This is a genomic window from Vibrio cincinnatiensis (assembly GCF_022113815.1).
Lineage (GTDB): Bacteria > Pseudomonadota > Gammaproteobacteria > Enterobacterales > Vibrionaceae > Vibrio > Vibrio cincinnatiensis_A.
Window position 1 is genome coordinate 33,656 of sequence record NZ_SGOM01000004.1, and the last position, 14,092, is coordinate 47,747.

Annotated in this window: 12 protein-coding genes; 10 read left to right on the plus strand and 2 right to left on the minus strand. The window is 43.7% G+C overall.

Going from position 1 to position 14,092, the window contains the following annotated elements:
* Positions 1–264 precede the first annotated feature (264 nt).
* From EXA13_RS06605 to deoD, 9 genes are all read left to right on the plus strand, one after another.
* Complete coding sequence (locus EXA13_RS06605; RefSeq protein WP_238132476.1) at positions 265–1,695, plus strand: alanine/glycine:cation symporter family protein; 1,431 nt, start codon at positions 265–267, stop codon at positions 1,693–1,695.
* A gap of 98 nt (positions 1,696–1,793) precedes the next feature.
* On the plus strand, positions 1,794–2,567 hold the full coding sequence (yaaA, locus tag EXA13_RS06610; protein ID WP_238132477.1) for a peroxide stress protein YaaA: 774 nt from the start codon (positions 1,794–1,796) through the stop codon (positions 2,565–2,567).
* Between the two features lie 10 nt (positions 2,568–2,577).
* Positions 2,578–2,721, plus strand: coding sequence for a DUF5363 domain-containing protein (locus EXA13_RS06615; RefSeq protein WP_238132478.1), 144 nt, complete (start codon positions 2,578–2,580; stop codon positions 2,719–2,721).
* Positions 2,693–3,508 carry a TatD family hydrolase gene (locus EXA13_RS06620; protein WP_238132479.1) on the plus strand — a complete coding sequence of 272 codons (816 nt, stop codon included), beginning with the start codon at positions 2,693–2,695 and terminating at the stop codon, positions 3,506–3,508. The genes EXA13_RS06615 and EXA13_RS06620 overlap by 29 nt, the downstream gene beginning before the upstream one ends.
* A 243-nt stretch (positions 3,509–3,751) precedes the next feature.
* Positions 3,752–5,008, plus strand: a complete 1,257-nt coding sequence (locus tag EXA13_RS06625) for a NupC/NupG family nucleoside CNT transporter (RefSeq protein ID WP_238132480.1) — start codon at positions 3,752–3,754, stop codon at positions 5,006–5,008.
* Between the two features lie 440 nt (positions 5,009–5,448).
* Positions 5,449–6,228: a deoxyribose-phosphate aldolase gene (gene deoC / locus EXA13_RS06630; RefSeq protein WP_238132481.1), complete on the plus strand. Its 780-nt coding sequence runs from the start codon at positions 5,449–5,451 to the stop codon at positions 6,226–6,228.
* A gap of 94 nt (positions 6,229–6,322) precedes the next feature.
* Positions 6,323–7,666 (plus strand): thymidine phosphorylase, encoded by a 1,344-nt coding sequence (gene deoA / locus EXA13_RS06635; protein ID WP_238132482.1) that lies wholly within the window; start codon positions 6,323–6,325, stop codon positions 7,664–7,666.
* 20 nt (positions 7,667–7,686) lie between these two features.
* Positions 7,687–8,907 carry a phosphopentomutase gene (locus EXA13_RS06640; protein WP_238132483.1) on the plus strand — a complete coding sequence of 407 codons (1,221 nt, stop codon included), beginning with the start codon at positions 7,687–7,689 and terminating at the stop codon, positions 8,905–8,907.
* 142 nt (positions 8,908–9,049) lie between these two features.
* Complete coding sequence (gene deoD / locus EXA13_RS06645; protein WP_238132484.1) at positions 9,050–9,775, plus strand: purine-nucleoside phosphorylase; 726 nt, start codon at positions 9,050–9,052, stop codon at positions 9,773–9,775.
* 50 nt (positions 9,776–9,825) lie between these two features.
* Here deoD and EXA13_RS06650 read toward each other — a convergent pair whose 3' ends face one another.
* Positions 9,826–10,437 (minus strand): YtjB family periplasmic protein, encoded by a 612-nt coding sequence (locus EXA13_RS06650; RefSeq protein ID WP_238132485.1) that lies wholly within the window; start codon positions 10,435–10,437, stop codon positions 9,826–9,828.
* A 101-nt stretch (positions 10,438–10,538) separates the two neighbouring features.
* Between EXA13_RS06650 and serB the strand changes: the two genes are divergently transcribed.
* Entirely contained in the window at positions 10,539–11,519 is a 981-nt protein-coding gene (serB, locus tag EXA13_RS06655) for a phosphoserine phosphatase (RefSeq protein WP_238132486.1), read from the plus strand.
* A gap of 80 nt (positions 11,520–11,599) precedes the next feature.
* On the opposite strand, the gene EXA13_RS06660 is transcribed toward serB, so the two are convergent.
* On the minus strand, positions 11,600–13,945 hold the full coding sequence (locus EXA13_RS06660; RefSeq protein ID WP_238132487.1) for a PilZ domain-containing protein: 2,346 nt from the start codon (positions 13,943–13,945) through the stop codon (positions 11,600–11,602).
* Positions 13,946–14,092 lie beyond the last annotated feature (147 nt).

Below are 14,092 nucleotides of genomic sequence, written 5' to 3' on the forward strand. Positions count from 1 at the left end.
TAAAATGGTCACTTATGTGTTAATGGATGGTGATTTTATAGTAAAAAATAACAACAAAATGCTAATGTTTGCATATTGATTTTTGGTGGTTCAGGTTGCATTATCCGCCAGTCAAAAAAATCGCTGCATTATTCAACTAACTGGATCCGCGTTGAATAACCGTAAATGCATCCCATCACTCTGATAATTTTTCGGGATTCATATATGCCCATTTACGGTGTTAGTTTTGACTACAATCAGCGCATCACTCTATGAGAGGTTCTTGTGACAGACTTAATTAATTTAATGAATGACCTGCTTTGGGGGTCAATTCTGGTTTATCTTTTGGTGGGAGTTGGGATTTATTTCACCTTTCGATTGGGTTTTATCCAATTTCGCCACTTTGGGCATATGTTTAGCGTACTAAGAAACAGTCGCAAGTCAGACAAATCTGGTATTTCTTCTTTTCAGGCGTTGTGTACCAGCTTAGCCGCCCGTGTTGGAACCGGAAATATGGCTGGTGTGGCCGTTGCCTTAACGTTAGGTGGCCCAGGTGCTATCTTCTGGATGTGGATGACTGCGATGGTTGGCATGGCAACTTCATTTGCTGAAAGCACTTTAGCTCAGCTTTATAAAACGCGTGATAAAGATGGTAACTACCGTGGTGGCCCAGCTTATTACATGGAAAAAGGGTTAGGGATGCGCTGGATGGGGGTTTTATTCTCTATCTTTCTAATCGTTGCGTTTGGTTTAGTGTTTAACGCAGTACAAGCTAACTCTATCTCTAGTGCAATGCATACGGCATTTGGTTTCAAACCTTTGTATGTGGGTATTGTTATTGTTCTCCTTTCTGCGTTTGTCATTTTTGGTGGTATTCGTAAAATTGCTCGTACTGCAGAGCTGATTGTTCCCTTCATGGCTCTGGCTTATATCGTCATTGCATTAGCGGTGGTGTTTATCAATATTGATAAACTGCCAGCCGTGATCAGTTTGGTCTTTAGAAGTGCATTCGGATTAGAGCAGGCTGCCGCTGGTGGTGTTGGCTATGCAATCGCTCAAGCGATGATTAATGGGGTTAAGCGCGGTTTATTCTCTAACGAAGCCGGTATGGGTTCAGCGCCTAATGCCGCGGCATCTGCCACACCTTATCCTCCCCACCCAGCTTCTCAAGGTTATGTTCAGATGCTTGGCGTGTTTGTGGATACCATTGTTATCTGTTCAGCGACCGTGGCTATTATTTTGATGTCTGGTGAATATGTTCCTCATGGAGAAATTACAGGGATTGAGCTGACACAACGCGCATTAAGTTCACAAGTGGGGGATTGGGGGAGTATCTTTATTGCTTTTGCTATTTTCTTCTTCGCCTTTACCTCTATTATTGCTAACTATTCTTATGCTGAGACAAACCTAATCTTCTTAGAGCACAATAATAAGAAGGGGTTGATTGTGTTCCGAATCATTGTACTGGGTATGGTGATGTTTGGATCTCTGGCCACATTACCCGTTGTTTGGTCAATGGCAGATGTTTCTATGGGGCTGATGGCGATTGTCAACTTAGTGGCTATTTTATTATTGTCAGGGATCGTCGTTAAGTTAGCGAAAGACTATAACCGTCAGCTCAAAGCGGGCAAGCTCCCTACCTTTGATGCCAATGATTATCCTGAATTGAAATCTCAGTTAGAAGAGGGTATTTGGGACAATAATCCGTCTCAATAGATATGCCCAATAGGAAAGATAGTGAAAGCCATGCAGACAATGCATGGCTTTTTTTGTAGGCTATAAGCTGCTCAACAATAAAAATATAGGATATAACAATGCTGATTGTGGTTTCCCCTGCAAAAACATTGGATTACGAATCGCCATTACCCAGTCAACGTTACACACAGCCCGAATTGGTGGAACACTCACAAGCATTAATTGACGTTTGTCGTCAGTTAACGCCCGGATATATTGCGGGACTCATGAAAGTGAGTGATAAGATAGCGGGTCTAAACGTTGCTCGCTTTGCTCAGTGGAGTGAAAGCTTTACCCTTGAAAATGCTCGCCAAGCCATTTTTGCTTTTAAGGGGGATGTGTATACTGGGCTAGACGCTGAAACGTTAAGTGATGATGATCTGGTTTTTGCTCAGCAACATTTACGGATGCTTTCCGGTTTATATGGCTTGCTTAAACCGTTAGATCTTATGCAACCTTATCGGCTAGAAATGGGGACTAAACTGGCAAATCCCCGAGGCAGTAATTTATATCAGTTTTGGGGCGACATTATTACCGATAAATTGAATGAGGCCATTCAAGCTCAAGGGGATCATGTTTTGGTCAATCTTGCATCTAATGAATATTTCAAGTCGGTAAAAGTGAACAAGCTGGATGCGCAGGTGGTGACACCTATCTTTAAAGACTATAAAAATGGTCAATATAAAGTGATCAGTTTCTATGCAAAAAAAGCACGCGGTATGATGGCGCGTTATATCATTGAAAATCAGCTCTCTTCTGTACAAGCTCTTACTCATTTTGATGTCGCTGGGTATTATTTTGTTGAGCAAGAATCAACCCCGACTGAACTTGTTTTTAAACGCGAAGCGCAATGAGGAGAAAAAGATGTGGTTGTGGCTCTCACAAGTTATTGCTCGTTATGATGCGTGGTGTAAACAGCTAGGTTTGACTCCAGAACAAAAGCGTAGCTGTGTGCCTTATCGCCAAGAAACGAACCATCATGATGCCTCTTCATCTCGAACCGAGTAAGATTGTTTATCAGTTATTTGATACTCATTGTCATTTAGACCTCGATCCTTTTTCTAGTACTGTGGAGACAGAACTTAGGCAGGCTCAGCAGCAAGGTGTGGTGCGGTTTTTGATTCCCAGTGTGGGCCCCGAAAATTGGTCCACCGTTGCCCTATTGGCTAAACAGCACCTGAATACCTTTTATTATGCGTTAGGAATTCATCCGCATTTTTTACCTTCACTGACGGCTTGCCAAGTGCTTTCTCTTCTAGAAGAGCAGCTCTCTCAGTCGAATCAAGCGTGTGTGGCTGTCGGTGAGTGTGGATTAGATGCCATGGTCAGTGATTCTGCTCAGCATCAAGAAACCATTTTGAAAGGGCAGTTAGCGATTGCACAAAGCGCTCGGTTACCCGTGGTGCTGCATAGCCGAAAAACACACAACCGTTTATTGCAGATCATCAAACAATCACGTTTTACTCAAGGTGGTGTTATTCACGCTTTCAGTGGTAGTGAGCAAGAGGCAAAACAGTTTATTGCGTTAGGGTTTAAATTGGGGGTGGGTGGCATTATTACTTATCCAAGAGCCAATAAAACCCGACGAGCGATAGCGGCGGTGCCACTTGAGCATCTTGTTTTAGAAACCGATTCTCCTGATATGCCGCTTTGTGGGTTTCAGGGGCAAATTAATACACCGAGCCAACTGCCTCTAATATTGAATGAACTCGCTTTACTTAAACAGCAAGATCCCGAAATGCTGGCAGATATCTTATGGCAAAATAGCCATCGGTTATTTAATTTACCGCTTTAGCTTTACCTCTCTCCTCGCTTGACTATTCTTTGTGAAAGAAAGTGAAAATAAATGTCGCATTCATCCCCGCTTAAGAGACTGTTTAGTGATTTCACTCACATAAATATGTGAATGTATGATAGTTCTTATAATAAAATGTGAAGGGTACAGTACTTTATCTAGGATGGGGTGCGTATAATTGCTTCGCTTTTGAGCTCCATTTTGTAACACGCCAACATTTAACTTATAAGGAAGTCATAAACTATGAGCCTGTTTATGAGCCTAATCGGTATGGCCGTTCTACTTGCTATTGCAGTATTACTGTCATCGAACCGTAAAGCTATCAATCTTAGAACCGTGGGTGGTGCTTTTGCTATCCAATTTTCACTAGGGGCATTTATTCTTTATGTTCCTTGGGGTCAAGAACTACTACGTGGCTTCTCTGACGCGGTATCCAATGTTATCAACTATGGTAATGATGGTACGTCCTTCCTGTTCGGAGGGTTAGTTTCAGGTAAGATGTTTGAGCTGTTTGGTGGAGGCGGTTTTATCTTTGCATTCCGTGTGCTTCCAACACTGATCTTCTTCTCTGCTTTGATCTCAGTGCTTTACTACCTTGGTATCATGCAGTGGGTCATTAGAATTTTGGGGGGGGGCCTACAAAAAGCGTTGGGTACTTCTCGTGCAGAATCTATGTCAGCGGCAGCAAACATTTTTGTTGGTCAAACGGAAGCGCCGTTGGTGGTTCGTCCATTTGTTCCTAAAATGACTCAGTCAGAGCTGTTTGCCGTTATGTGTGGTGGCTTGGCCTCTATCGCAGGTGGTGTGCTGGCGGGGTATGCATCAATGGGTGTTAGAATCGAATACTTGGTTGCAGCCTCTTTCATGGCTGCTCCGGGTGGTTTGTTATTCGCAAAAATTATTATGCCTGAAACCGACAAACCTGTTGATCAGATTGATGGTATTGAAGCAGCAGAAAATGAAAAACCAGCGAACGTGATCGATGCGGCGGCTGGCGGAGCATCGGCTGGCCTACAGTTAGCGCTTAACGTAGGCGCAATGTTGATCGCGTTTATCGGCTTGATTGCCCTTATCAACGGTATGCTTGGTGGTATCGGTGATTGGTTCGGCATGCCTGAGCTGACCTTAGAAATGATTTTAGGCTGGGTTTTTGCGCCTCTAGCATTCCTATTAGGTGTGCCTTGGACAGAAGCAACGGTTGCAGGTGAGTTCATTGGCCTTAAAACCGTAGCTAACGAATTTGTGGCTTATTCTCAGTTTGCCCCATACTTAACCGATGCTGCTCCTGCGGTATTGACAGAGAAAACCAAAGCGATCATCTCTTTTGCATTGTGTGGTTTTGCTAACTTATCGTCTATCGCCATTCTACTGGGCGGTTTAGGCAGCTTAGCACCTTCACGCCGTGGTGATATTGCTCGAATGGGTATTAAAGCTGTAGTTGCGGGTACTCTTTCTAACTTGATGGCGGCGACCATCGCAGGCTTCTTCCTCTCTTTCTAATTATTAGGAACTGAGTTTATAGACGCCAATGTATATTCCCTCGTAGCAAGCAGTTGTTACGGGGGTTTATTTGTTTTTCATGCTAAGTGAAAGAAAACTTATGGGTACGGTTATTTTGAGATACAAACCGTTTGCGCTCTCTATAGTGCTATAGTTTTACGACTAACCGCTATAGCATGTAATGAATGAAGTGACAGTAATGTCGGCGCTTAATAAGACAAGAGGTTGAGTTAAGCAAAGGCAAAAAACTTGCCTTAGAGAGACACCGCAATCATTGATTGTTGTGCCATACCTATTGGGTACTGTGCGGTGAAAAGGATAGCAATTGGTGTGTTGCACCGAGTCTTCAGGGAACCAAGTCCGTTCATTTTGTGGCTACCTAGTTTTAGTTGGTTTCAACTAAGTAGTGAACTAATTGAATATATTGATCGGAGATAGACATGAGCGATTTAAAAGCCGCAGCACTACGTGCACTGAAATTAATGGATTTAACTACACTCAATGACGATGATACGGATGCAAAAGTCATTCAACTTTGCCATGACGCCAAAAGCCCTGTTGGTAATACGGCCGCTATTTGTATTTACCCTCGCTTTATTCCTATTGCTAAGAAAACTCTTCGTGAGCAAGGAACCCCAGAAATCCGTATTGCTACGGTTACGAACTTCCCTCATGGTAATGATGATATTGAGATTGCTGTTGCGGAAACCAAAGCGGCGGTTGCCTATGGTGCTGATGAAGTAGATGTCGTTTTCCCTTATCGAGCTCTGATTGCAGGTAATGAGAAAGTGGGTTTCGATTTAGTTAAAGCATGTAAGGAAGCTTGTGGCGAAAAAGCGCTGTTAAAAGTGATCATTGAAACGGGTGAACTAAAAGAAGAGGCGTTGATTAAAAAAGCCTCGCAAATCAGTATTGAAGCCGGTGCTGACTTCATTAAAACCTCGACAGGAAAAGTGCCAGTTAATGCTACCCCTGAATATGCACGGATGATGCTAGAAGTGATTCGTGACATGGGGGTTGCTGATAAGGTTGGATTTAAACCAGCTGGTGGTGTTCGTACTGCTGAAGATGCTGAGCTTTATTTAGCGATGGCAGATGACCTCTTAGGAGAGAGTTGGGTTGATAGCCGTCATTATCGCTTTGGGGCTTCTAGCCTACTGACGAATCTACTCAATACGTTAGACGTCACCGATCAGAAAGCGGATCCTACGGCTTACTAACATCCTGACTTCTCTATAGGTGGTGTAAAGCGCCACCTAAATCCTCGATATATCATTTATACCATGGCTCTTATTAGGAGCTTGGGAGGTACTAATGTCTTTAGCTAATGCTTTTTTACCGCAAGAAATTATTCGTAGAAAGCGCGATGGTGAAGTGTTGACCCGTGAAGAGATCAACTTTTTTATCCAAGGTGTAGCGAATAATACGGTTTCAGAAGGTCAAATAGCCGCTTTTGCCATGGCCATTTTCTTTCGTGAAATGACCATGCCTGAACGCATCGCCTTAACGTGTGCGATGAGAGACTCGGGGATGGTGATCGATTGGCGGCCGATGAACTTTGATGGACCCATTGTGGATAAACATTCGACTGGAGGCGTTGGTGATGTCACCTCTTTAATGTTGGGCCCAATGGTGGCTGCTTGCGGTGGTTATGTACCGATGATTTCAGGTCGAGGGCTCGGACATACAGGTGGAACATTGGATAAACTGGAGTCTATCCCTGGTTATAACATTATGCCGAGTAATGCATTATTTGGTCAGGTAACCAAAAAAGCGGGTGTTGCCATTATTGGTCAAACCGGCAATTTGGCTCCTGCGGACAAACGTATTTATGCCACTCGGGATATTACGGCAACGGTTGATAACATTTCGCTGATCACCGCTTCTATCCTGTCGAAGAAACTTGCCGCAGGGCTGGATTCATTAGTCATGGATGTCAAAGTGGGAACCGGAGCTTTTATGCCAACCTACCAAGCCTCTGAAGAGCTCGCTAAATCCATTGTTGCTGTAGCTAATGGGGCTGGTACGAAGACGACGGCTATTTTGACCGATATGAATCAAGTTCTGGCATCTTCGGCGGGGAATGCCGTTGAAGTGCGTGAAGCGGTACGTTTTTTAACGGGAGAGTATCGAAACCCTCGCTTATTTGAAGTCACAATGACTTCGTGTGCGGAGATGTTGGTTTTAGCGAAACTGGCTGAGAATACAGCCCAAGCGCGAACTCAGTTACAAGCCGTACTTGATAATGGTCAAGCAGCAGAGCGTTTTGGAACTATGGTTGCTGGACTAGGTGGCCCCACAGACTTTGTAGAACATTATGATCGCTACCTTGAGCGGGCTGAAATTACTCGCCCGGTGTACGCGCAGCAAAGTGGCCTTGTTTCCGCAATGGATACTCGCGCGATTGGCATGGCTGTGGTCGAAATGGGGGGAGGGCGCCGTGTGGCTACTGACACCATTGATTATGCAGTTGGTTTTGACCAATTTATTCGTCTGGGTGAGAGCGTTGATACTAAAACCCCTTTAGCCATAATTCATGCTCGCAATGAAGAACAATGGGAAAGAGCGGCTTACGCAGTACAACAAGCGATCACCGTAGGTGGTGATTATCAAGCAACGCCAGAAGTTTACCAGCAGATCCGTTCTGAAGATGTGTAAGTTTTGGTGAGGAAAGAGTGATGAAAAGAACCTTTATTTTAGTTTTAGATTCGTTTGGCATTGGCGCTGCACCCGATGCAGAAAAGTTTGGTGATATTGGCGCGGATACGTTAGGTCACATTGCCGAACAATGCCAACAAGGCAAAGCAGATAATGCGGATCGTCAAGGCCCGTTAACGTTACCCAATCTCTCTAAACTAGGGCTAGCAATGGCGCACAAAGAAGCCACTGGCCAGTTTGCACCTGGATTGGAGCAAAACTCGGATATTATGGGTGCCTATGGTCATGCCGCAGAGCTTTCTTCTGGTAAAGATACGCCGTCAGGGCATTGGGAAATCGCTGGTGTGCCGGTTTTGTTTGAATGGGGTTACTTTAGTGATAAACAAAATAGTTTTCCTAAAGCCTTAACTGATCGCATTTTAGCACGTGCGGGCTTGGAAGGTTTCTTAGGTAATTGCCACGCTTCAGGTACGCAAGTACTGGATGACTTGGGTGAAGAGCATATGAAAACGGGAAAACCGATTTTTTATACTTCGGCGGATTCCGTATTCCAAATCGCTTGTCATGAAGAGTCGTTTGGCCTCGATCGCTTGCTGGATTTGTGTCAAATTGCTCGTGAAGAACTGGCTGACTACAATATTGGCCGAGTGATTGCTCGCCCGTTTATTGGCGCAGGAAAAGGACAATTTGAACGAACAGGAAATCGTCGAGATCTCTCCGTTGAACCGCCTTCTGCGACCGTGTTACAGAAATTGGTGGAAGAAAAACAAGGCCAAGTGATTTCGATTGGTAAAATTGCAGATATTTATGCCCACTGTGGTATTAGCAAAAAAGTGAAAGCAACAGGCATTCCTGCATTATTTGATGCAACCGTTGAGCAAATTCAACAAGCGGGTAATAACACCATCGTTTTTACTAACTTTGTTGATTTTGACTCTGCTTATGGGCATCGTCGTGATGTCGCCGGTTATGCAGCTGCTCTGGAATATTTTGATCGACGTTTACCAGAAATTTTTGCTGAGATGCAAGAAAATGACGTGTTAATACTCACGGCCGATCATGGTTGTGATCCAACTTGGCCGGGGACCGACCATACTCGTGAACACATTCCCGTACTGGTTTTTGGTCAAAATGTCGCTCCGGGCTCATTAGGGCTTAGGGAAACCTTTGCTGATATCGGACAAAGCATTGCGCATTATTTTGACTTGTCAGCAATGGATTATGGAAAAAATTTTTTATAGCCATGAATGAGGCTTAAAAACAAAATGAAGTCAGACTTAGTTCAATCACTTGGGTTGAATTAAGTGAGGAATTTTTATCTAGCGAGACCTAGCCTAATTTATGCTAGGGTGAGTTAGAAACACGCAATATAGGAAAACAAACATGGCAACTCCACATATCAATGCTCAACTGGGTGATTTTGCAGACGTTGTACTCATGCCGGGTGATCCACTACGTGCAAAATTTATCGCAGAAACTTTTCTTGAAGATGTCGTACAAGTGTGTGATGTACGCAATATGTTTGGTTATACAGGCACCTATAAAGGCCGCAAAGTCTCTGTCATGGGGCACGGTATGGGGATTCCGTCTTGCTCAATTTATGTGACTGAGCTAATTAAAGATTTTGGGGTAAAAAAAATCATCCGTGTGGGTAGCTGTGGTGCTGTCAATGAAGAGATTAAAGTCCGTGATGTTGTTATCGGCATGGGAGCTTGTACCGATTCTAAAGTAAACCGTATTCGCTTTAAGGATCATGATTTTGCGGCTATTGCGGATTACAAAATGGTGAAAGCGGCTGAAGAAGCGGCGAAAGCACGCGGTATTGATGTGAAAGTCGGTAATTTATTTTCAGCCGAATTATTCTATACCCCTGATCCAGATATGTTTGATGTGATGGATAAATATGGCATTGTTGGCGTTGAGATGGAAGCGGCCGGTATTTATGGGGTGGCCGCTGAGTATGGCGCGAAAGCATTAGCCATTTGCACGGTGTCAGATCATATTAAAACCGGTGAACAAACAACGTCAGAAGAGCGCCAGAACACCTTTAATGAGATGATAGAAATTGCTCTTGACTCAATTCTTATTGGTGATCAAGCTAACGTCTAATAAGCTGTCATCAGGTTAACTTTAAGCCTCAGCCTAACGGCTGGGGCTTTTTATTGTGCATTTTTTAGTAACAAGTTTTCAGCGGTTGAGGGTGGCTTAAATTGGCGGCGTAGCAATAGTGTCATTAACACGCCACTGATAAAGCTCATTAATAACATCAGATACATATAGCGATCACTTTTTCGATAATGATGATCTGAAATAGCGGTAACCTTCCCTGTTTCAAAGGTGAGACGAACAAAGCCAATAATGCTGCCATCGTGCAGAACGGGTTCGACTAACTGCTGACGACCAATACTGGCCGTTTGCAGTGGGGTATCTAACCCTAATACTTCACGTGCACTGAGTGCTGAGTCGCTGGCCGCCAGTTTAACGCCTTCAGCATCATAGATAGTGGCATCAAAGACTAAGCGCTCTTGTGCCAGTTGATTGGTGAGAGCCAACAACCGTTCTTGATCTTGTTCTGCCAGCATTGTACTTGCAGAAAGAGAAGCTTGGTTGATCAACACTTTTGTGAGTGTTTCCAATTGTTTGGCTTGAATACGTTCGTTGCCTTTGCTGATCACTACGCTGTTTTGAATCGTGATGAAGAACATCACCGTCAATAACACTATGATGAGACTACGTAACACAACGCGAAATGAAAAAAGTGAGCCATCCATAGACAGTTAACCTGAAAAAATCACACCGAGTCCATATTGAGACTTGCGTTTTTAAATTGCAATAGGGTAACGTCTGGTAATCATAACAAAGGAAAGTGGACATGGACGCGGTAAAAACGTTATTGATCAGAAAACACACAACCTTGCTTAATCGTCTTCCTGAAACACGCTTAGCAACACAGCTAGATAAAACAAAGGCAAACTGGATCGTGTTTGCCGAGTATTTAACGCCGCAGCAATTTGAGGATCTCGATGTCTTCACAGGGCAATACAATGCGATAGTCGAAACATGGAAAGTGGGCCCTTACGATGTGGCATTAATGGCGGGAGAGCTTTCTGCTGAACATGAAACCATCTTGCAAAATTTAAAGCTCGATTATGCTCGCATTGATGAAGTGCCAGATCTTTCTAAACCGGGCTTAATCGTATTTGATATGGACTCTACGGCCATTCAAATTGAGTGTATCGATGAAATCGCCAAGCTTGCGGGAGTGGGTGACGAGGTGGCGGAAGTGACTGAGCGAGCCATGCAAGGGGAGTTAGATTTTGAGCAAAGTCTGCGCCAACGGGTAGGGAAACTTTGTGGTGCTGATGCGGCAATTTTAGCTTCGGTGCGAGAACAGTTACCGCTTATGCCTGAATTACCTGAACTGATTCACACATTACGGCAATTGGGCTGGAAAACGGCGATAGCTTCTGGAGGCTTCACCTATTTTTCAGATCATCTTCAGCAGCAACTCGGGTTCGATTATGCGCAGTCTAATCAATTAGAAATCATTGATGGACAACTAACTGGGCAAGTCCTAGGACAGATTGTTGGCGCTCAAACTAAAGCTGATATTTTGGTTAAATTGGCAGAAGAGTATGCCATTGAACTGCATAATACCGTAGCTGTGGGTGATGGAGCCAATGATCTTGTGATGATGGGGACGGCAGGGTTAGGGATTGCTTATCACGCCAAACCCAAAGTTGAGACACAAGCTCAAACCGCGATACGTTATGCAAGTCTAGGTGGTGTATTGTGTATTTTATCGGCTGGATTGGTGAAACAACAAAAAGTCAGTTGGAAAACACAACCATAATGGGCTGGATCGGAAGAGATAACGAGAGCCTTATGGCTCTCGTTATGATAAAGATTGGAAAAAGATTGAATTAAGAATGGTTATGGCATCATTTCTAAACGACTTAACACCTCTTCGGTTATATCCACCAACTCACCATAGCCAACGATAGAACTGATTTCTTTCTCTAAATTTTTTGCTTGGCTTAGATTAATCAAAGCCAGCTCATTGAGATCACTTTGTAATAAAGTGGTTAGCGGATCAAATACAGGTGCGCCGCAAATTCGAAGGACATAAAGTTCCCCCATTTGTTTTCCTTTTCGGATAAATTCAAGCCGTTCTCTCATCGAACCAAACTCACTGAGCAGCCTCGACTCAACAGACTGAATACGATCGGCAAATTTAACGGCAATGATATACACCTCGTTATAATGAGGTTCGGCTTTGTCGACTCGGCGCATCGGTGAAGCGAGTAGCGTGTTTGTATGGCCTTTAAAAATGGGTTCAAGAGAAATATTTTGCTCTTCCCCGAGTTTAGCGAGTAAAGCAAGATGGGGAGGAAGAGGATAGTTGACACCAATAACTCTTGGTTTGAGATTCGCTCCTGCCTTTTCTACAAAGATAGGGGAACTGACCATTTTATCGAGTAAGATATTATGTAGCCCTTCGAGTAGCTCTGGGCTAGGTAGTTGTTCTTTTTGAGGCAACAACTTATCTTGGTTGTGCTCAATAATACTATTAAAAAAAGCAATGCTTTTCATCGTGACTGAGTTTTCCTCAATCATGAGTTGCAAACGGCGGCCTTCGGGGCTGATACGAATGACTTGATAGGGCAGCGCATCTAACGGTAGCTTCCGATCATACAATTTAAGTTCATGGTAGTTAATCTGAACCATGTCACCCGCTTTCAGAGCGACGGGGTTGTCTAGAATAATGCTAAGCCCTCGCTTTGATAGATCTACCGTAAACCCTTCTGCAAGGGCATGATCTTGGTTTTTCAATTGTAGTGGGGTGCGAAAGCGGTATCGGGGCTCTTTGCGACGAGAACGGGCATCAAAATAGATTCCCATGGGGTGCCCCACAACTTGGCGAGCGTGACGATATGCATTGAGTTCATTGGCCGGAAGCGGTGGTTTTTCAACCAACAAATAATCTTTCGCTGAACCGACATCGGCAATTTCTTGCAATATGCCACAGTGGGTGAGTTGACTAGAGTGATCCGCCAATTCTTTGGAATGAAGCGCAAGTTCTTGACGCTCTTTCTCTGAGAGTTCAAACATGGATAACTGAAAGGCTTTCCAGCTGTCTTTACGAGCCCCGATGTGCCAAAACAATTTTCGATGATCGGGAGGGGCTTCCGGCATCATCATTGAAAAAAATAAGGTTTTGTCTTGGTGATCGTGTTTAAACGAATACAATATATTGCCACTGCCAGCGACACCAGGCTTGGTGAGTAATGTCATTCGGGAGCGATTAAAGACGCTGCCCAACATTTGTTGGTTGCGTTCATCATGCCAATATTGCCATGTTGATTGATTATGTTCTGTCAACAAGACCAACTTTAAATCATTGCCACTAAAAAAGAGCGGCAGATTACAGCTGTGTTTAAGATAAGTATGTTCATATCCACGCGTTCGAGCACGAATAATTTTGTCTTGGTTATCATGGCGAGCTTTCTGGTGATTGTTCGCTAAAACTTCGGTGATAATATTTTCAACCAACGGAGAATCTGTCAGCTTTAAGGTGCGTAGAAATTTGACCGCATCATTATCATAAGAATCATCAATCGCAAGAATTCGATATTCAACCACTTCGTCTATGCCCGGAAGTGTTAACGTTTTTTCCAGTTCACTGAAACGAACTTGGATAACTTGCCCCAGCTTATAGTTAAATGCCGCTGGGACTTTGAATTTTCCGCCAGAAGCGGAGAGATCCACGCTGATACCGTGTAGAAATTGATCGTTAAGGGTGATACTTACTTGAGTGGCGAGTTTTAAGCGATTCTCTTGTCGTTTAAGATCGTAACCAAGATTAATGGCCTCAACCTGAAAAGATGTATTATTGGATGATTGGTTTTTGGTGCTCGACAGCTCACCTCGCTGTTTCATCACTCTAAAGTTATTATGGGTATTGTAGAGGCTTTCCCAAACGCCTTCCGTATAACCACCAAATTTTTTGATGCCTTTGTGATAAGCATTAAAAGCGACATCATCAAGCCAATGTTTACGGCCTTCTAAATCGTATTCTCGGCATTCCCCATGAACGCGACCTCGTAAGTCGATAATTTTAGTGCATGGGGCCATGACTCGATTAAGTTCCATCTTAACCAATAGTTTGACAGAGGGGGGCTGACCATCCGTGATCTGGGATAGTAAGTACTCAAAATCAGGTGAGTGGTACACCGGAATGAGTTGTTCAGCGAAAGAGAGAATTTCAGGTTGCTGCATACTTTTCTATTAAAGCGTGTCTCTGTTAGAGTGAATCCCTAACCGATTTATCGGCATGATTTCATTAATCTTTAGTGATTTATGTTAGTAACATCAATATGATGTCATCCTATAGTGCAGTGATTTAACCTTTTCTTAAACCTTTTG